The organism is Rhodococcus sp. D-6, from assembly GCF_040256695.1.
GTDB lineage: Bacteria > Actinomycetota > Actinomycetes > Mycobacteriales > Mycobacteriaceae > Rhodococcus > Rhodococcus pyridinivorans.
The window spans coordinates 3,476,928-3,495,301 of record NZ_CP132970.1 but is presented as its reverse complement, the minus strand read 5'-3'; the positions used below and the strand labels follow the sequence as shown (position 1 = coordinate 3,495,301).

Genomic DNA, 18,374 nt, shown 5'->3' with positions numbered 1-18,374 from the left:
GATCACCTCGGAAGGAGGTGGATCGGCCCCCCGTCGTTCGGGAACGGCAACGACGTGAAGTTCATCGGCGCGACGTAGTCGGCCGGCACGTGCCAGCGGAAACGCAACAGCAGATGGTGCAGCACCGTCTTGATCTCCGCTCCCGAGAAATGCATGCCCAGGCACCGATGCGCGCCACCGCCGAAGGGCGCCCACGCGCGTACTTGTGCACCTTGTCCTCGCGGCGCTCCGGCGAGAACCGCTCGGGAAGCGTGCATCACATCTCGGTTGCGTCGATTCGTCCCACGGGACGGTCGCTGGTCGGGCGTGCGGGTGCGTGCCATGCTGGCGCCATGGACGTCGAACGCCCCAAGCTCGAAGGCACCGTCGCGGTCGGGGAGGGCCGCCGGCTCGGTTTCGCCGAGTTCGGGTCGGCCCAGGGCCGCACGGTGTTCTGGCTGCACGGCACGCCGGGTGCGCGCCGCCAGGTTCCCATCGAGGCCCGCGCCTTCGCCGAACGGAACCACATCCGCCTCATCGGGATCGACCGCCCGGGGATCGGCTCGTCGACACCGCACATCTACGAGAACGTCCTCGCGTTCAGCGACGACCTGCGCATCGTCGCCGACACCCTCGGGGTCGACCGCATGGCCCTCGTCGGACTGTCCGGCGGCGGCCCCTACACCCTCGCCGCGGCCTATGCACTGCGCGAACGGGTCGTCGCGGCTGCGGTCCTCGGCGGTGTGGCACCGGTCGTCGGTCCCGAGTCGATCGACAGCAACCTGATGAAGCTGGGCGCCTTCGTCGCGCCGGCACTGCAGACCGCGGGCGTCCCCATCGGCGTGGCGATGAGCGCGGCGATCCGCGTGGTGCGCCCGTTCGCGTCGCCGATCATCGACCTGTACGGACGGTTCTCACCCGAGGCCGACCGCCGCCTGCTCGCCCGTCCCGAGTTCAAGACGATGTTCCTCGACGACCTGCTCAACGGCAGCCGACGTCAGATCTCCGCGCCGTTCGCCGACATCGTGGTATTCACCCGCGACTGGGGTTTCCGCGTCTCCGACGTGAAGGTGCCCGTGCGGTGGTGGCACGGCGACACCGACCACATCATCCCGATCGAACACGGCCTGCACATGGTGGACCTGCTGCCCGACGCCCAGTTCCACCACCTGCCCGGCGAGAGTCATCTCGGGGGTCTCGGTGCGTCGGAGGAGATCCTCACTACGGTTCTGAAGTTGTGGGACCAGGACTGACCGAGGGCGAACGCCCGCTGCCGAGAGCGCTGCACCTGCGACCGTCGGCGCTGGCGGCGGTCGCCGTGGGCGGTCTGCTCGGGACGAGTGCCCGCTACGGCCTCGGCCGGTGGTTCCCCGTCGAGTCCGGGGGCTGGCCGGTCACGACCTTCGCGATCAACGTCCTCGGTGCGCTGCTGCTCGGATTCCTGCTCGAGGCACTGATCCGCATCGGTCCCGACACCTCCTGGCGTCAGGTGGTCCGGCTCGGGGTGGGCACCGGTGCGCTGGGCTCGTTCACCACCTACAGCGCGCTCGCGGTCGACACCGACCTGCTGCTGCGCGACGGTGAACTCGTCGCCGCGGCAACCTATGCGCTCGGCACGGTGCTCGTCGGCCTTCTCGCGACCGGCATCGGTGTCGCGCTGGGCGCGTGGTTCGGGAGTCGCCGAGCGGCACGGCGATGATCGCGGTGTGGGTGGCGTTGGCAGGCAGCGCCGGTGCGGTGACGCGGTTCGTCGTCGACAGTGCTCTGCGTGCCCGCTCCGGATCGTCCCTGCCGTGGCCGACCGTGCTGATCAACGTCATCGGTTCGTTGCTGCTGGGGCTGCTCACCGGTGCGGTGCTGTTCCACGACGCCGCCGCGGAGTTGCTCGCCGTCGTCGGGGTGGGGTTCTGCGGCGGGTTCACCACCTTCAGCACGACCAGCGTCGACTCCGTCCGCCTGATCGTGGCGCGCCGCTACGGTGCCGCCTGCGCGATCGCGCTGGGCACCCTGGCGACCACGCTCATCGCGGCGGCCGCCGGGCTCGCTCTCGCCGCCGTGTGGTGATCAGCGAGCGCGGTCGATGAGGCCGAGAACCGAGCGCAGTTCGTCGGCGTCGACCTGCCCGGGTGCCGAGGCGGTGCCGACCATCCCGAACGTCGCCGCCGATCCGAAGACCTGCCCGGCGATCCGCGACACCACGCCGAGGCCGCCCATCGACATGGTGATCAACGGGCGGTCGGCGTGGTCCTCGTGCATGGTGCGGGTCGCGTCGAGCAGGGTGAGCACGTCGGCCGTCGACTGCGGCATGACGGCGATCTTGCAGATGTCGGCGCCGAGTTCCTGCATCTCGCGTAGCCGCGCGACGATCTCGTCCTTCGGCGGAGTGGCGTCGAAGTCGTGGTTCGACGCCACCACCGCAACACCGCAGGCGTGGGCCGCCGCGACGGTCCGCTCGACGGCGGCACGGTCGCGGCGGTACTCGACATCCACCAGATCCGCCGCGCCGCTCTCGGCGAGCGCGACCGTCAGATCGGCGTACGCCTCGTCGTCGATCGCGATCTCGCCGCCCTCGTCGGCGGTGCGGCAGGTCGCGAGCAGGGGAGTGCCCTGCAACTGCTCGGACAACGAGCCGGCCTGCGCGACCACCGAGGCGACGTCGTCGACGGTGTGGAAGAAGTCCACGCGCCATTCGACGACGTCGGCCCGCTCGGCGACGGCCGCGATCTGTTCGCGCAGCACCTCGGGGGTGCGGCCGGTGACGGGGACGAGGATCGTGGGTGCGCCCTCACCGATCACCACGTCCTTGACGCGAACCGGTGTGATCGTTCGTCCCACGTGCCGTCTCCGTTCCCTCGTCCGATGATCGGCCCTATTCGATCACGACCGCTTCGAACCGCTGTCCGCAGTGTCCGCACCGGACTCGGTCCCCTCGACGACCTCGACGGCGTCGTCCTTCGCCGCCTTCGACGGGTCGGCGATCGCCTCGCCACGCGCGACCATGAGTGCTTCGTCTGAGAGCGGGATCTCCTTGATGAAGCACGCCAGGACGAATGCGATGAGCAGGAACGGGATGAGGTACCAGAACACCGGCGCCAGCGAGTCGGCGTAGGCGTCGACGATGCCTTCGCGGACGGGATCGGGCAGCAGCTTCATCGCCGCCGGATCGACGGTCGCGGTGGCCTGGCCGGCCTGCTCCGGTGTCGCACCGGCCGCGGTGAAGACCTCGACGAGCTTCTCCGCCAGGCGGTTGGTGAAGATGGTGCCGAAGATCGCGACACCGAGCGCCGCACCGACCTCACGGAAGTAGTTGTTCGAGCTCGTCGCGGTGCCGATCTCGTCGGCGGGCACCGCGTTCTGCACGATCAGGATGACGACCTGCATGATCAGGCCGAGACCCAGACCGAAGACGAACAGCATCGAGCAGATCACCCACAGCGGGGTGTCGCCCTCGAGCGTGGTCAGCCACAGCATGCCCGCCGCGGTGATGAGCGAACCGACGATCGGATAGATCTTGTAGCGCTGGGTCTTGGTGATGGCCAGACCCGAGCCGATCGAGGTGATCATCAGACCGGCCATCATCGGCAGCAGCAACAGACCCGAGACCGCGGCCGAGGTGCCCGACGACATCTGCAGGAAGGTCGGCATGAACGCGATCGCCGAGAACATGCCGAGGCCGAGGACGAAGCCGATGGCCGTGGCGTTGACGAAGATCGAGTTGCGGAACAGCGACAGCGGGATGATCGGATCCTGCGCCCGCGACTCGACGAGCACGAACAGGCACACGAACACCACGAGTCCGGCGCCGAACATCCACGTGAGCGGAGCGGTCCAGCCGCGATCGGCGTCGCCACCGAAATCCGTGAAGAAGATCAGGCAGGTCGTGGCGAGGGAGAGCGTGAGCACGCCGAGGATGTCGATCCGCTTCGTCGGCTTCTTCACCGGCAGGCGCAGCGCGAACCAGGTGATGACGAACGCGATGATGCCGACCGGCACGTTGATGTAGAAGCACCACTCCCACGTCAAGTGGTCGACGAAGAAGCCGCCGATCAGCGGGCCACCGACGGCCGACAGACCGAAGATCGCGCCGAGCGGGCCCATGTACTTACCGCGTTCGCTCGCGGGCACGATGTCGGCGATGATCGCCTGCGACAGGATCATCAGACCGCCACCGCCGAAGCCCTGGATCGCGCGGAAGACCACGAAGGTCCAGAAGTCGTCGGTCATCGAGCACGCCGCGGAGGCGAGGGTGAACACACCGATCGCGATGAGGAACAGGTACCGGCGCCCGAAGACGTCGCCGAACTTGCCGTAGATCGGCATCACGATGGTCACCGCGAGCAGGTAGGCGGTGGTGATCCACGCCTGGTGTTCGACGCCGCCGAGTTGCCCGACGATCGTGGGCATGGCAGTGGAGACGATCGTCTGGTCCAGGCTGGCGAGCATCATGCCCGCGATGAGCGCGGAGAAGATGATCCAGATCCGTCGCTGGGTGAGAACCAGAGGTTCCGAAGTGGTGGTCACGGTGTTCCTGTCGGAATAGGAATATCGAGCTGTTAGGCGAAGGTGGCCTGCACAGAGGTGAGGCGATCGGAAATTGTTGCACTCGGTAACTTCTGCTGCAAGGCAATTTCCTCCGGGTCACTCGAACCAGGACCGCACGGGCGGTTTGACCCACATGATCTTCTCGTCCTCGTCGGTGCGGACCGCTGCCGGATGATCCGGGTGCTTCTGCGCCCACGCCGTCTTCTCGTCCATCAATCTCGCGGCGAGTTCCCAGGTCTCCATCGTGCGCGGCGGATGCGCATCCGCGGCCCGCGCCAGCTTGCGTCGCGTCTCGTCGGTCATGGCGAGCAGTTCGGCTCCCGAGATGCCGCGGTTCCATGCATACCGGGCCAGGGTCACGGCCTTGTCCCGCCGGTTCTTCTCGGCGCGATCGGTGTGGGCGAAGTCGGCGTCGCTCATGCTCCGAAGGTACGCGCCGGCCCGGATCGGGTTCACCGTCGACGATCCCGGATCCGGCCACGACGGTGCTGCCGTCTGTCTACCCTCGATGAGGGGGCCGAGGAGGCGTGATGACGGCCGACGAGATCCCGGAGGGCACACCCGACACGGTCGTGGCCCGTGCCGCCCGGCCGCCGCGGGTGCCGGTGTTCGACCCGACCCTCGGCATCGACGTTCCCCGGTCCTTCCGCGGCACACCGCCACACCGATTGGTGGCGCTCGGCGACTCCCTGCTGCAGGGCTTCCAGAGCGGCGCGATCTACAACACCGACGTCTCCGTCCCGGCGATCGTCGCCCACGAGCTCGGCGCCGATCTCCGATACCCGCGCTTCGGTGGACCGGGCGGACTGCCGCTGAACGTCGAAGTGCTGTTGCGCCGGATCGAGGAGCGGCACGGATCGACGCTCGAACCGTGGGAGCTGCCGACGGCGCTGTTCACGGCGCGCGGCTTCATGGACGAGGTCGAGGACTACTGGGAACGCGGACCCGGCGCGACACCACCGCTCGTCGGATATCTCCACAACCTGTCGTGTTTCGGCTGGGATCTGCGCGACGCGCTGCAGAAGACCGCCCGCGTCTGCGCCGAACGCATCGCAACACCCCGCGACGATCTCGTGCGGCAACTCGTCGAGAACAACGGGGAGCGGGCGGCGCTGTACGTCTATCCGAACACCGACGACCGGCGCCGCGAGATGACACTGTTCGACGTCGCGGCCGAACTCGGTGCCGAGCACGACGGCGACACCGAGGCGGGCATCGAGACACTCGTCGTCTTCCTCGGTTCGAACAACGCGCTGCAGACCGTCACCGAACTGCAGGTCGTGTGGAGCGGCGACGACTTCCGCGACCTCGACGCGAAACAGGCCTACACGATCTGGCGGCCCGAACATTTCGACAGCGAGTTCGCGGAGGTCGTCGCGAAGCTCCGCGACATCGACGCGCGGCACGTGGTGCTGTGCACCGTCCCGCACGTCACCATCGCTCCGATCGCCCGGGGGATCGGGACGAAGAACGGCTCGCCGTACTTCCCCTACTACACCCGGCCGTGGGTGGACGCGCGCCGCTTCGATGCGAGCCGCGACGAACACATCACCGGTGCGCAGGCCCGCATGGTCGACGCCGCGATCGACCTGTTCGACGAGACGATCACCGAAGTGGTCGCCGACGCGCGACGTGCCGGACTGGACTGGTATCTGCTCGACACCGCGGGCATCCTCGACCGCCTGGCCGCGCGCCGCTACGTCGACGACCTCGATGCGCGACCCGCGTGGTGGCAGCCGTACCCGCTACCGCCGGCGCTCGCCGCGCTCGACCCGGTACCGGACACGCGTTTCCTGTCGGCCGACGGTCACGGCGGTCGCGACAGCGGGGGATTGTTCTCCCTGGACGGTGTGCACCCGACGACAGTCGCCTACGGGATCCTCGCCCAGGAGATCATCGACGTGATGGTGCGTGCCGGCGTCGAATTCCGGTCGCCGAACGGAACGGTGCGAAACGGTCCTGTCGCCGTGGATTTCGAGCGTCTGCTCCGGCACGACACCCTTGTGCGTACGCCACCGCAGAACATCGATTCGACGCTGTCGATCCTGGGATGGGTCGACGAGGTGCTCGACGTGTTCCGGGTGCAGTTGCGTTTCGGTCTGTGAGGGATCAGGTCAGGTTGATGACGTGAGCGTGTGTCGCCACGGCGTCCTGCATCTTCTTCCGCGACAGCGAGCGCGGACCGCACGCGCATCCCGACGGAATGGCGTCGTCCTCGAACTGCGTCACCTCCAGGGTGTCCACATACTCCGAATTGAGTGATGTGCCGTTGTGCGGTGTCGCTTCGCGGTCGCGGTTGCCGCGGCCGCCGGGACCGCTGCGGGAGACCACGACCTGACCCTCGGTGGTGTTGTACACCGCCGCTACGGTGTGGCCCTTGGGACAACGAACCTTGAGGACGGCCTTCTCGGTGCGCTGGGGTCCGAGTTCCTTCACTGCGGCGAGTGCGAGCTTGCGACGTTCGGTAGGGGGTGTCGTGGCGATATCCATTTTCCTATTCCACCTCACAGTGTCGGGGTTCACAGGGCTTCGGCAGAACCGCTTCGGGGTTTGTTTTCAGATGATCTCGTCGGTGAGCCGGTGCGGTGTGCCGAATCGATGAGCGGTGATCGTGACGGACTGTTCGGCCAGGAACGGCAGCATTTCGATTCGTCCGGATCCGGTCACCGGATGGTCGAACACCGCGATGTCGCATCGGGTGTTCCATTCGGCGGGCGGCGCGGCGCCGATCAGGCGGACACGCGCCGGGGTCGTGTCGACAATCCGTTCCTCCCATTCCACATCACTCTCCACGCGCACGCGACCGCCGAAACGTGCTGTATTCGAGCATCTTACGAGATCGACGGCGAAAGCCGAAGAGATTTCCACCGGCGCGCCCGCCCTGGCCGCGGCACCGAGCACGCGCACGAGTTCGTCGGGCCGCCCGGCCTCACCGAGGCGTACGTGTGTGCGAACGGGCCGGTACCGGAACAGGTTCCGCTCTGCCGAGAGTCCTGTGACATCTTGTGTCACAGCGAATTCCGACGTCCATGCCCGCTCGTCGTCCTCGAACGCCCGGCGCAGCGTGTCCTCGTCCCAGATGCACGGTTCCCAGGAACCGAAGCCGAAGAGATAGTTCGGCCCGCCCGCCTTGAAGCCCGCTCCCACCGACGACTTCTTCCAACCCCCGAAGGGTTGCCGTCGCACGATGGCACCGGTGATACCGCGATTGACGTACACATTCCCGGCCTGCACCCGATCGAGCCAGCGGGCGATCTCGTCCGAATCCAGCGAATGCAGACCCGCCGTGAGCCCGTAGTCCACCTCGTTCTGGATCGCGATCGCCTCGTCCAGATCGGCCGCGGTCATCACCCCCAGCACCGGACCGAAGAACTCGACGAGATGCGTGCGCGACCCGCGTCGCACCCCGGTGCGCACACCGGGCGTCCACAGCCGGCCCTCCTCGTCGAGCCGGCGCGGTTCGACGAGCCACGACTCGCCGTCGTCGAGTTCGGTGAGCGCGGTGAGCAGTTTGCCCTGCGCCGGTCCGATCAACGGCCCCATACGTGTTCGCGGATCGTGCGCAGGCCCGACCGGCAGTGACCGCACCGCGTCGACGAGCTGGTCGCGGAACCGGCGGGAGGTCGCCACGGAGCCGACGAGGATCACGAGCGACGACGCCGAACACTTCTGCCCGGCATGCCCGAACGCCGACTGCACGACGTCGCGCACCGCCAGATCCGGATCGGCGCTCGGCGTCACGACGATCGCGTTCTTGCCGCTCGTCTCGGCGAGCAGTCGCATCCCCGGACGCAGCGAACGGAAGAGTTCGGCGGTCTCGTAGGCACCGGTGAGCACCACCCGGTCGACGCGCGGGTCGGAGACGAGCTTCGTGCCCAGCGACCGTTCGTCGGCGTGGACGAGGTGCAGGACGTCGCGAGGCACGCCGGCATCCCACATCGCCTCGGCGAGCACCGACCCGCACCGAGCCGTGAGCGTCGCGGGCTTGAGGACCACCGCCGAACCGGACGCCAACGCCCCGAGCGTCGACCCCGCCGGGATCGCGACCGGGAAGTTCCACGGCGGCGTCACGACGGTGAGGGTCGACGGCACGAACCGCGCACCGCCGATCTCGTCGAGCGCGCGGGCCCGCTCGGCGTAGTACCGCGCGAAGTCGATCGCTTCCGAGACCTCCGGATCGGACTGGTCGAGCGTCTTACCGCCCTCGGCCGCCATCACCTCGAGCAGATCTGCGCGCCGCGCCTCGAGCACATCGGCCACCTGTTCGAGGATCCGTGCGCGTTCGGCACCGCTGCGGGCACCCCAGACACGACCGGCCGCGTTCGCGTCGACCAGCACGCGCTCGAGGTCGTCCTCGGAGGAGAGGGTGTGGGCGCGCACGGTGTCGATACCGAGTTTCGACGACGGCACCCGCTCGAGGATGCGGCGCCCCCACTCCCGGTTCTGCGGCAGGGACGGATCGGTGTCCGGTGTGTTCGTGAACACCGGCGGCGCAGGGGTGGGAGGACCCTGCCGGTTCTGCGTGCGGTTGGGGGAGGGGACGCTGTCGTCGAGCGCCGCCACCGACGCACGGAACCGCTGCTCCTCGCGTCCGAACAGGGCGGGATCGTCGGCCAGATCGAACACCGCCGACATGAAATTCTCCTGCCCCGAACCCTCGTCGAGCCGACGCACCAGATACGAGATCGCGACGTCGAACTCGTCGGGGCGGACGACGGGTGTGTAGAGCAACAGGCTGCCGACGTGTCGACGGATCACCTCGGCCTGGCTCTGCGCCATGCCGAGGAGCATCTCGAAGTCGATCCCGTTGCGCACCTGCCGGCGACCGGCGAGCTCCCACGCGTAGGCGATGTCGAAGAGATTGTGCCCGGCCACCCCGATCCGCACGTTCTCGATCCGCTCGGGCGTGAACGCGTAGTGCAGCAGCCGCTTGTAGTTCGTATCGGTCTCCTGCTTGGTACTCCACGTCGCGAGCGGCCATCCGTGCAGCGACGCGTCGACCCGTTCCATCGGCAGGTTGGCGCCCTTGACCACCCGGATCTTGATCGCGGCGCCGCCGCCTGCGCGTCGCGCCGCCGCCCACCGCTGCAGTTCGATCATGGCGGTCAGGGCGTCGGGCAGATACGCCTGCAGCACGATTCCGGCCTCGAGATGGAGGAACTCGGGACGGTCGAGCAGCGTCGTGAACGCCGCGACCGTCACGTCCAGGTCGTGGTACTCCTCCATGTCGAGATTGACGAACTTCGGCGTCGGCGAGGTCGCGGCGAGACGGTACAGCGGGGTGAGCCGCTCGACGATGTCCGCGACGGTCTCGTCGAACGCCCATGGCGAGTGCGGCGCGACGGCCGCCGAGACCTTGAGCGAGACGTAGTCGACGTCGTCACGTGCCAGCAACGCATGGGTGCCCTCGAAACGGCGACGCGCCTCGGCCTCGCCGAGGACGGCTTCGCCCAGCAGGTTGAGGTTGAGCCGGATGCCGGGTCGTTGCAGTCGTGCGATGGCCCGGCCCAGCGCGGCATCGTCGGTGTCGACGACGAGGTGCCCGACCATCGTCCGGAGCGCGCGACGCGCGGCGGGGACGACGAGGTGCGGGAAGCGGGGACCGATCGCGCCGCCCGCCCGCACGGCCGCGCGGAGGTGGACGGGAAGGAAATCCGGTATGTTCCGCGACAATTCGGCAAGGGCATGCGCTGCGGTCGCCGGATCCTCGGGGCGGATGACCTCGTCGACGAAGCGCACGGTGAACTCGAGTCCGTGGGGATCCTTCAGAACGTCGGCGAGGTGGCGGGCCGCACGGTCGGGTGCGACCTCCGACGATTCCTCCACCCACCGGCGGGCCAGGGCGACAGCATCCTCGACGATCCGCACGATGCGCCTCCGATCGACGGCGTTTCGAACCTGACGCCAATCTACCCACCGGAGCCGGTTCGCGTTTGCGGTCCGCGGTGCCGGGAATACAGCGCGAAGGGGACAGTCCCGACCGATGAGGAGACGAGAGTGAACCGTCAGGCCCCCGCGTCACGTGGCGCGGCGTCATCCGCCGAGCGCATGGCGCAGAACGGTGTATTCGAGAAGTTCGCACGTGCCGGCTACGTCGGCAGTGGCATCGTGCACCTGCTCATCGGCTACCTCGCGATCAGGGTCGCGTTCGGTCGCGGCGAGCAGGAGGCGTCGCAGTCCGGTGCGATGGCGGAACTGGGCGAGCAGCCCGGCGGGAAGATCGCGTTGTGGATCGCCGTCGTCGTCTTCGTGATGATGGGCCTGTGGCGGTTCGCCGAGGCCACATTCGGCAAGGCGTCCGAACCGGAACAACCCGACGCCGACATGAAGGACAAAGCGTTCGACCGGTTCAAGGCCGCCTGCGTCGGTGTCGTCTATCTCGCCTTCGCGTACACCGCGTTCGGGTTCGCCCGCGGCAGCGGCAAGTCCAGTGGTGAACAGAACGCGGGTCTGACGGCGAAGCTGCTGCAGTCCGGTGCCGGCAAGTTCGTCCTCGTCGTCGCGGGACTCGTCATCCTCGGTGTGGGCGCCTACCACGTCTACAAGGGCGCGTCGAAGAACTTCGTCGACGATCTGAAGAGCCACCCGAGCACGTTCGTGAAACGTCTCGGGCTTGTCGGTTACGTCGCGAAGGGTCTCGCGCTCGGTCTCGTCGGTGTTCTGGTGATCGTCGCGGTCTTCCAGGCCGACCCGCAGAAGGCAGCGGGCCTCGACGGTGCTCTGAAGACGTTGGGCTCGCAGCCTTTCGGTACGGTGCTGCTCGTTCTCATGGGCCTCGGCATCGCGGTCTACGGCCTCTACAGCTTCGTCATGGCCCGCGACGCGAAGATGTGACGCTCAGTCGTCTGCGTCGTCGAACCAGAACGACTCGGTCGCGACGTAGTGGAGGGTCGGTGGGCCGGGCAACTCGAACTCGATCGCGCCCACCGGCCGCAGCTCCCCGTCGTTGTCTTCGCAACTGGCGGTCGCGATGTTGAGTCCTGCGGCGATCCCGGTGAACTCGAGGGTCTGGTAGTTCGCTCCGAAGATCTCCGCGATTCCGGACTCGCCGGTGCCGAGCGCCGCGACGCAGATGAAGGGGTGGTCCTCGTCCGGTGGGGACGTGTACATCAGCTTCACCAGCACGGTGTCTCCGCGGGTGCTGACCGTCCACAATCCTCGGGTGTCCGTATCCGCCGCTGCGCTCGCGGCGGGTGCGAAACCGGCGAGCAGTGCGAGCGGTGCGAGCAACGAGACCGTCGCACGCAGGGTCCTGCGATGGTTCATGGGATCTCCTCGGAACCGCGGTGAGTCCCCGACATATTCATCGTCCGCACTCGACATCCGGGGAACGGGCGAATCGGATGTTCGTGAAGAAGACGTGACGGCGACGAGATCGTCGTACCCGGTCCGTGACTCCCCGGGTCACGAAGAGCTACCGCCTCGACCCAACTAGTTGACAACGCAACTAGTTGGGATCATCCTGGTCGAGAAAGCAACCACATCGGAAAGAAGGTGGATCGATGATCGCCGACGAGCAGCAGCGCTCCGAAGAATTCGAGCGTCGGCGTGCACTCATCCGCGACGCGCACCTGAAGCCTGCCGACGCGCGCCCGCAGTCGTCGGCGCGGGGATTGCACCACACCGCGCTGATCAGCAGCGACGTCGAACGGACCGTGCGCTTCTACCAGGATCTCCTCGAGTTCCCGCTGACGGAGCTGATCGAGAACCGCGACTATCCAGGCTCCTCGCACTTCTTCTTCGACATCGGCAACGGCAATCTGCTGGCCTTCTTCGACTTCCCCGGTCTCGACGTCGGTCCCTACCAGGAGGTCTTCGGCGGTCTGCACCACATCGCGATCAGCGTCGCCCTGCCCACCTGGGAACGCCTGCGCGACAAGCTGATCGACGCGGGTGTCGAGCTCGTCGAACACAGCGACGTCTCGTTGTACTTCCGCGACCCCGACGGAGCCCGTCTCGAACTCATCGCCGACCCACTCGGCGAGATGTACGGCTCGAAGGTGCTGTAGCGCGAAGTAAGGGGAGGTTGTGTGCATGTCCGTCTACCGGACACGCACACAACCTCCTCTTCGTCTGTTCGCCGAACTCCTACTCCACGATCGGGAAGAGCGACTCCCCGTCCTCGGGCGCGCCGCTGACCTGACCGCGGTCGACGCGCGAATCCTCCACGATCACCCCGTCGACCTCGTCCGCAAGTTTCGAGTCTTCGGGCGCGCCGGTGGTGGCGTCGTCGACCACCTCGTCCACGTCTTCGGTCAGTTCGTCCTCCGGCGTCGCCGCGACAGGCTTGTCCAGCGGCTCGGCGGGTTCGACGTCGGGTTCCTCCTCGGCGAGACGCTGGTCGAGCGACTCGCCTTCCTGCTCTTCACGCTGGGTCGTTCCGAACTTGTCGGCTCCACTCCAGTCCTCGGGCGGATCGACGACCTCGTCGCCGTCGTCGTTCCGCACCTCGTCGGCGTCGAGGCCTTCGCTGGGGCTGAGGGTGTCGCCGGGACCGTCTTCGATGCTCATGTCGAGGAGATACCCGGCCGGTCGGGTGCGAAACCGTCGGCGGTTTCACTCCGGGCGGATCAGGCTATGCCGACGGAACACCACATCGAGGGAGTCACACATGGACGAGAATGATCTCTTCCAGCACATCGAGAAGCTGGTGGACGAGGAGAAGGTGCTGCGCTCGCGGACGGGCGCGGACGGCCTGAGCGACGAGGATCTGCAGCGCCTGCGCGCCGTCGAGAAGCGGCTCGACCAATGCTGGGACCTGCTGCGTCAGCGTCGTGCGAAGGCCGAGTTCGGTGACGATCCGGACGAGGCGCAGGCACGACCGGTCGACGAGGTCGAGTCCTATCGGCAGTAGGTACTCGCCCGCGCGGCGGTCCGGCGCACGAGGTCGACGATGGCCTCGGGGCAGTCGGACTGCGGCGCGTGGCCGGCCCAGGGGAGTGGCACGAACCGTGCCCCGGGAATCAGCGGGACGTACCGCACGGTCTGCGCCGACGCGACCGTGTCGAGGACGCCCTGCCCGAGTGTGACGGGACAGTCGATCCGATCGAGTCCTGTCGGCACATCCGTCAGGATCGCGTCCCACAACATCGACCAGAAGCCGGCCGACTCGGCGAATCCGCCCTTGACCGAAAGCGCTTCGGCGCGGGTCGTCTTCCACGGCATCGCGCGTAGCCCCGTCGTGAGTGCGGTGCGGCCGAGGACGTTGCGCGACATCGGCTCGATGAACGGGTTGCGGGCCTTGTTGAGCAGGCGCGCGGCCGTCATGAGCGCGCCCTGGTAGACGCGCTCCGGCGGCAGTCCGAGCCCGGAGGGCGACAGGGCCACCACTGACAGGGCACGGTTGCGCACGGCGAGTTCGATCGCCAGTCGTCCGCCGAGCGAGTTGCCCAGGACGTGCACCCGGTCGAGTCCGTGTGCGTCGAGGTCCGCCTCGAGAACGTCGGTGAGGGCGCTGATGGTGGGCCGGCCGATGTGCTTCGGTGACGACCCGTGCCCGGGTAGGTCGACGTTCAGCACGTCGAAGTGCTCGGCGAGTCGCGGGACGAGGGCGGAGAAGTCGTCCATCGTGGCGCCGATGCCGTGCAGGAGGAGTAGGGGTTCACCGGATCCGGTGCGGCGGTAGCTCAGTCGTGGGTGCATCGGTTCCATTCTCCCCTTCCGGACGGGCCGGAGTGCTCTGTCGCAAAGGTTGTGTGTTCTGTCACATTCGTGAGGAAGGAAAAGCAACGACCTGGTCGAATGCTGTGTTATAGCCCTTGCTTATCGAATTTCTAGAAACTATCGATTGGCACAATCAATAGTTCGCGGATAACGTCGGAGCCGTCAACCCCATCGAGACGAGTGAGGTTTCTACATGTCGCTGATCAACAAGAAGATCAAGCCCTTCAAGGCCGAGGCTTTCAAGGACGGCGCCTTCGTGACCGTGTCCGACGAGGACATCAAGGGCAAGTGGGCGATCTTCTTCTTCTACCCCGCAGACTTCACGTTCGTCTGCCCGACGGAGCTCGGCGACCTCGCGGACCACTACGAGGAGCTGCAGAAGCTCGGCGTCGAGGTCTTCTCCGTCTCGACCGACACGCACTTCACGCACAAGGCGTGGCACGGCTCGTCCGAGACCATCGGCAAGATCAAGTACGCCATGATCGGTGACCCGACCTTGCAGATCAGCACCGACTTCGAGGTCCTCCGTGAGGACCAGGGCCTCGCCGACCGCGGCACCTTCCTGGTCGACCCGGACGGCGTCGTCCAGTTCACCGAGGTCACCGCTGAGGGCATCGGCCGCAACGCCGCCGAGCTCGTTCGTAAGGTCAAGGCCGCTCAGTACGTCCGCAACCACCCGGGTGAGGTCTGCCCGGCCAAGTGGGAAGAGGGCGACGACACCCTCGCTCCGTCGCTGGAGCTCGTCGGCAAGATCTGATTCGTCGACGGAAATTCGTTCCGGTGGCACGGGACCGAACGTCCCGTGCCACCGGGCACCGTCCGGGTCCGCTCGGCTCGAGCTGAGAAGTTCGCCGACTCCCATCTCTTCCGGTCACAGTTCTTCCACCTCTGGAGTGAATCCTCATGCTCGATGCCTCCCTTGCCGCCCAGTTGAAGTCCCTTCTCGAAAAGGTCACCCAGCCGATCGAGCTCGTGTCGTCCCTCGACGACCGGCCGAAGTCGAAGGAACTCGCCGACCTCCTCGACCAGATCGCCGGCATGTCCGATCTGGTCACCCATGTGCGCGACGGTGAAGCCACCCGTCGCCCCTCCTTCCTGATCCGCCGGGTCGGCACCGACATCGCGGTCGAGTTCGCGGGTATCCCGCTCGGCCACGAGTTCACCTCCCTCGTGCTCGCCCTGCTGCAGGTCGGCGGCCACCCCTCGAAGGAGGCCGTGGAACTGCTCGAGCAGGTGCGCGATCTCGAGGGCGACTTCCACTTCGAGACCTACTTCTCACTGTCGTGCCAGAACTGCCCCGACGTGGTGCAGGCCCTGAACGTGATGTGTGTGACCAACTCGCGCATCAAGCACACCGCGATCGAAGGCTCGCTCTTCCAGGACGAAGTCGACGCACGCCAGGTGATGGCAGTGCCGACCGTCTTCCTCAACGGTGAGCTGTTCGGCTCCGGACGCATGAACCTCGAGCAGATCGTCGGCAAGCTCGACAGCGGTTCCGCCGAGCGCACCGCCGCCGCGATCAGCGAGAAGGATCCCTTCGACGTCCTCGTCGTCGGTGGCGGCCCCGCCGGCGCGACTGCCGCGATCTACGCCTCCCGCAAGGGAATCCGCACCGGCGTTCTCGCCGAGCGCTTCGGTGGCCAGGTGCTCGACACCATGGCCATCGAGAACTTCTCCTCCGTCCCCTACACGGAGGGCCCGAAGTTCGCTGCCGAGCTCGAGAACCACGTCCGCCAGTACGACGTCGACATCATGAACGTCCAGAAGGCCTCGAAGCTCACCCCGGCCCCCACCGAGGGCGGCCTCGTCGAGGTCGAGCTCGAGAGCGGCGCCCGGTTGCTTTCGCGCAGCGTCGTTCTCGCGACCGGTGCCCGCTGGCGCGCGATGAACGTGCCGGGCGAGCAGGAGTACCGCAACAAGGGCGTCACCTACTGCCCGCACTGCGACGGCCCGCTGTTCAAGGGCAAGCGCGTCGCGGTCATCGGTGGCGGTAACTCCGGTGTGGAGGCCGCGATCGACCTCGCCGGCGTCGTCGCCCACGTGACCCTCATCGAGTTCGACTCGGTCCTGCGCGCCGACGAGGTGCTGCAGCGCAAGCTCCGCAGCCTGCCCAACGTCGACATCATCGTCAGCGCCCTCACCACCGAGGTCCTCGGCGACGGTTCGAAGGTCACCGGCCTGACCTACACCGACCGCACCACCGACGAGTCGCGCACCCTCGAGCTCGACGGCGTGTTCGTCCAGATCGGTCTGCTGCCGAACACCGAATGGCTCACCGGCACGGTCGAACTCAGCCCGCGCGGCGAGATCGTCGTCGACGACCACGGCCGCACCTCGGTGCCCGGCGTGTTCGCCGCCGGCGACTGCACGACCGTCCCGTACAAGCAGATCATCGTCTCCGCAGGTGCGGGTGCGACGGCCGCGCTCGGCGCGTTCGACCACCTCATCCGCACGAGCGCCCCGGCCCAGGCCGAGGAAGCGGTCGCCGCGACCGTCTAGGCGTCACTGCAGCCCTGTGGCCGTCACCCCTTCCGGGTGGCGGCCACGTTGCTTCCTCGGGGAGGTTGTTGTCGAAGATTCTGCGGAAATCGCCCATATCCTCCCCCAATTCACCCAGCACAGGCATTGACGCGCTCTTTACCCCGGCGCTTCACTGAAATGCGTACGTGTGTCCCCATCGCGACGGTGTCCCAGGAGGTCGACCTATGCGCAGCACACGGAAGTCCGAACGGCGGCGCAGACGCGAAGGACGCCTGTATCGCAGAGCCGCCACGGCGGTGGCGCTCATGGGACTGGTCGCCCTGTGGGTGAATCCCGCGGCGTCGGCGGACGAGTCCACGGGATTCTCGCTTCCCTTCTCCGGAGCACCGGCCTACGAGCATCTGGCGCCGACGCAGGTCACCGACCCGTCCCGGTTGCACGCTCCGCTCGGTCGGGAATGGGTCGAGGACATCGCCCGGCAGATCGGGCTGAAGCCGGAAGATGCGTTGTCCGAGCAGCAGGCCCGTGATTTCACCACCGGCGGGGGAGTGGGCGGCAGCAAGGAGGCCGCCGAGATCATCCAGGGTTCCATCGACATCCTCATCAATACGACCGGCCACCCCCTGTACTCCGACGTGAACGGTGTCTCCACCCCGACGGTGCTGGGCAGTTACGGCCTCTACGTGACGCCCGACGGGATGCTGCAGAGCCCGGCGAACGCGTCGGCGCCGACGAGGCAGGTGAACACGCTCATCGCGCCCGGCGGGTACGTCGACACCTGGTTGCGGAACAACGACGCGACGGACACGCTGGTGGCGCTGTACCGGTCGGCGTACCCGATCGAAGCGACCTTCGGTTTCGCGGCGCAACAGATGTCCGGCGCCGCACAGCTGGTCACCAATACGAAGGGCGACGTCGTCTCGACCGTCGGCATGTCGATGGCGCCACCGCTGTGGATCGTGAACTTCGCTCTCATCTACGCCGTGAGCCCTTCCCTCGCGGCCGCGATGCCGGCCTACTGGGCTCCCATCCCGCCCGAGGTTGCCGAGGCCATCGAGGCGAGCCCCACGGGTCAGGTGCCCTACGCCGATTACGCGTCGTACCTCCAGTGAACTTCGGGGAGCCGCGCGTACCTCGAAGGCTGCCGGTAGGGCCGTCGAGGTAGGTGTTGTTGTCGAAGAACGCGGGAAAATCGACAACAACGTCGGCCCCGATACGACGAACGCCCCGATACGACGAAGCCCCGACCGTGTGGTCGGGGCTTCGTGTGAGAGCCGATGACGGGAATCGAACCCGCGTATTCAGCTTGGGAAGCTGATGTTCTACCATTGAACTACATCGGCACGCTGGGCTTTTGCCGATTCTCATCGACTCCGGCCCGAGCTTTCGGAGCAAACTGTAGCAGACTCTCCGGGTCGATCGCGGGACCCCTCGACCACACCGAGAGCCCGCAGACGCGGTCGAAGCGACGCTGGTCGCGCGGCGTCCACGGCAGCGGCATCTGCTCGAAAATCGTGTCGTCGATCTTCATCTTGTGGAGGTTGTCCTCCCAGTACTGCTTTCCGGGTCCATCGCGTTGTATTCGACCGGGCTCGACTCGGTGGAGCGCACCTGCGCGTGTGCCTTGTCGACGGGCGTCGTCATCGAATGTCCCTCCATCGTCAGAAGTGACCACGACTGTCACCCAGATGCGCGCCGACGGTAAAGAC

At 67.1% G+C, this 18,374-nt stretch carries 19 protein-coding genes, 1 tRNA gene and 1 pseudogene; 10 read left to right on the top strand and 11 right to left on the bottom strand.

Going from position 1 to position 18,374, the window contains the following annotated elements:
* Nucleotides 1-2 precede the first annotated feature (2 nt).
* Nucleotides 3-247, bottom strand: a pseudogene (locus tag RBB84_RS16260) (cytochrome P450); the annotation flags it as partial.
* A gap of 85 nt (nucleotides 248-332) precedes the next feature.
* Between RBB84_RS16260 and RBB84_RS16255 the strand changes: the two are divergent.
* From RBB84_RS16255 to crcB, 3 genes are read left to right on the top strand one after another with little or no spacing between them, the layout of a single operon-like run.
* Nucleotides 333-1,232, top strand: coding sequence for an alpha/beta hydrolase (locus tag RBB84_RS16255; protein WP_006552657.1), 900 nt, complete (start codon nucleotides 333-335; stop codon nucleotides 1,230-1,232).
* Nucleotides 1,217-1,678 (top strand): CrcB family protein, encoded by a 462-nt coding sequence (locus tag RBB84_RS16250; RefSeq protein ID WP_019290899.1) that lies wholly within the window; start codon nucleotides 1,217-1,219, stop codon nucleotides 1,676-1,678. Before RBB84_RS16255 ends, RBB84_RS16250 begins: the two co-directional genes overlap by 16 nt.
* Nucleotides 1,675-2,043 carry a fluoride efflux transporter CrcB gene (crcB, locus tag RBB84_RS16245; RefSeq protein WP_064256207.1) on the top strand — a complete coding sequence of 123 codons (369 nt, stop codon included), beginning with the start codon at nucleotides 1,675-1,677 and terminating at the stop codon, nucleotides 2,041-2,043. Before RBB84_RS16250 ends, crcB begins: the two co-directional genes overlap by 4 nt.
* Here the strand turns inward: crcB and aroD are convergent, their stop codons facing one another.
* The 3 genes from aroD to RBB84_RS16230 all read right to left on the bottom strand — a co-directional run bounded on the left by aroD (nucleotide 2,044) and on the right by RBB84_RS16230 (nucleotide 4,941).
* Nucleotides 2,044-2,814, bottom strand: a complete 771-nt coding sequence (gene aroD / locus RBB84_RS16240; protein WP_064256143.1) for a type I 3-dehydroquinate dehydratase — start codon at nucleotides 2,812-2,814, stop codon at nucleotides 2,044-2,046. It abuts the gene before it with no gap.
* A gap of 42 nt (nucleotides 2,815-2,856) precedes the next feature.
* Nucleotides 2,857-4,500, bottom strand: coding sequence for an MDR family MFS transporter (locus RBB84_RS16235; protein ID WP_064256144.1), 1,644 nt, complete (start codon nucleotides 4,498-4,500; stop codon nucleotides 2,857-2,859).
* A gap of 117 nt (nucleotides 4,501-4,617) precedes the next feature.
* Entirely contained in the window at nucleotides 4,618-4,941 is a 324-nt protein-coding gene (locus RBB84_RS16230) for a hypothetical protein (RefSeq protein WP_024102029.1), read from the bottom strand.
* Nucleotides 4,942-5,051: 110 nt separating this feature from the next.
* Between RBB84_RS16230 and RBB84_RS16225 the strand changes: the two genes are divergently transcribed.
* Nucleotides 5,052-6,626 (top strand): hypothetical protein, encoded by a 1,575-nt coding sequence (locus tag RBB84_RS16225; protein ID WP_064256145.1) that lies wholly within the window; start codon nucleotides 5,052-5,054, stop codon nucleotides 6,624-6,626.
* 4 nt (nucleotides 6,627-6,630) lie between these two features.
* Here the strand turns inward: RBB84_RS16225 and RBB84_RS16220 are convergent, their stop codons facing one another.
* Both RBB84_RS16220 and RBB84_RS16215 read right to left on the bottom strand, forming a co-directional pair.
* Nucleotides 6,631-7,011 carry a hypothetical protein gene (locus RBB84_RS16220; RefSeq protein ID WP_016696235.1) on the bottom strand — a complete coding sequence of 127 codons (381 nt, stop codon included), beginning with the start codon at nucleotides 7,009-7,011 and terminating at the stop codon, nucleotides 6,631-6,633.
* 66 nt (nucleotides 7,012-7,077) lie between these two features.
* A complete protein-coding gene (locus tag RBB84_RS16215) occupies nucleotides 7,078-10,389 on the bottom strand; it encodes a bifunctional proline dehydrogenase/L-glutamate gamma-semialdehyde dehydrogenase (protein WP_064256146.1) in 3,312 nt (1,103 codons plus the stop codon).
* A gap of 180 nt (nucleotides 10,390-10,569) precedes the next feature.
* Here RBB84_RS16215 and RBB84_RS16210 point away from each other — a divergent pair, with 180 nt between their 5' ends.
* The gene (locus RBB84_RS16210; RefSeq protein ID WP_006552648.1) at nucleotides 10,570-11,355 is read left to right on the top strand and encodes a DUF1206 domain-containing protein; all 786 of its coding nucleotides are present in this window, start codon (nucleotides 10,570-10,572) and stop codon (nucleotides 11,353-11,355) included.
* Nucleotides 11,356-11,358: 3 nt separating this feature from the next.
* On the opposite strand, the gene RBB84_RS16205 is transcribed toward RBB84_RS16210, so the two are convergent.
* A complete protein-coding gene (locus tag RBB84_RS16205; RefSeq protein ID WP_006552647.1) occupies nucleotides 11,359-11,787 on the bottom strand; it encodes a hypothetical protein in 429 nt (142 codons plus the stop codon).
* Between the two features lie 236 nt (nucleotides 11,788-12,023).
* Between RBB84_RS16205 and RBB84_RS16200 the strand changes: the two genes are divergently transcribed.
* A complete protein-coding gene (locus RBB84_RS16200; protein WP_064256148.1) occupies nucleotides 12,024-12,530 on the top strand; it encodes a VOC family protein in 507 nt (168 codons plus the stop codon).
* Between the two features lie 79 nt (nucleotides 12,531-12,609).
* Here RBB84_RS16200 and RBB84_RS16195 read toward each other — a convergent pair whose 3' ends face one another.
* Complete coding sequence (locus tag RBB84_RS16195; RefSeq protein WP_064256149.1) at nucleotides 12,610-13,032, bottom strand: hypothetical protein; 423 nt, start codon at nucleotides 13,030-13,032, stop codon at nucleotides 12,610-12,612.
* A gap of 100 nt (nucleotides 13,033-13,132) precedes the next feature.
* Here RBB84_RS16195 and RBB84_RS16190 point away from each other — a divergent pair, with 100 nt between their 5' ends.
* Entirely contained in the window at nucleotides 13,133-13,375 is a 243-nt protein-coding gene (locus RBB84_RS16190) for a DUF2630 family protein (RefSeq protein ID WP_016696229.1), read from the top strand.
* Here the strand turns inward: RBB84_RS16190 and RBB84_RS16185 are convergent.
* Complete coding sequence (locus RBB84_RS16185) at nucleotides 13,363-14,172, bottom strand: alpha/beta hydrolase (RefSeq protein WP_197481827.1); 810 nt, start codon at nucleotides 14,170-14,172, stop codon at nucleotides 13,363-13,365. The two genes, RBB84_RS16190 and RBB84_RS16185, sit on opposite strands and share 13 nt — an antisense overlap.
* Nucleotides 14,173-14,377: 205 nt before the next feature.
* Between RBB84_RS16185 and ahpC the strand changes: the two genes are divergently transcribed.
* From ahpC to RBB84_RS16170, 3 genes are all read left to right on the top strand, one after another.
* Nucleotides 14,378-14,941: an alkyl hydroperoxide reductase subunit C gene (ahpC, locus tag RBB84_RS16180; protein WP_016696227.1), complete on the top strand. Its 564-nt coding sequence runs from the start codon at nucleotides 14,378-14,380 to the stop codon at nucleotides 14,939-14,941.
* Between the two features lie 146 nt (nucleotides 14,942-15,087).
* Complete coding sequence (gene ahpF, locus RBB84_RS16175; protein WP_033096297.1) at nucleotides 15,088-16,683, top strand: alkyl hydroperoxide reductase subunit F; 1,596 nt, start codon at nucleotides 15,088-15,090, stop codon at nucleotides 16,681-16,683.
* 287 nt (nucleotides 16,684-16,970) lie between these two features.
* On the top strand, nucleotides 16,971-17,777 hold the full coding sequence (locus tag RBB84_RS16170) for a hypothetical protein (RefSeq protein WP_231912007.1): 807 nt from the start codon (nucleotides 16,971-16,973) through the stop codon (nucleotides 17,775-17,777).
* Nucleotides 17,778-17,937: 160 nt separating this feature from the next.
* Here the strand turns inward: RBB84_RS16170 and RBB84_RS16165 are convergent.
* Nucleotides 17,938-18,008: transfer RNA gene (locus RBB84_RS16165), tRNA-Gly, on the bottom strand.
* Nucleotides 17,999-18,196, bottom strand: a complete 198-nt coding sequence (locus RBB84_RS16160) for a hypothetical protein (RefSeq protein ID WP_006552640.1) — start codon at nucleotides 18,194-18,196, stop codon at nucleotides 17,999-18,001. The genes RBB84_RS16165 and RBB84_RS16160 overlap by 10 nt, the downstream gene beginning before the upstream one ends.
* Nucleotides 18,197-18,374: the final 178 nt, after the last annotated feature.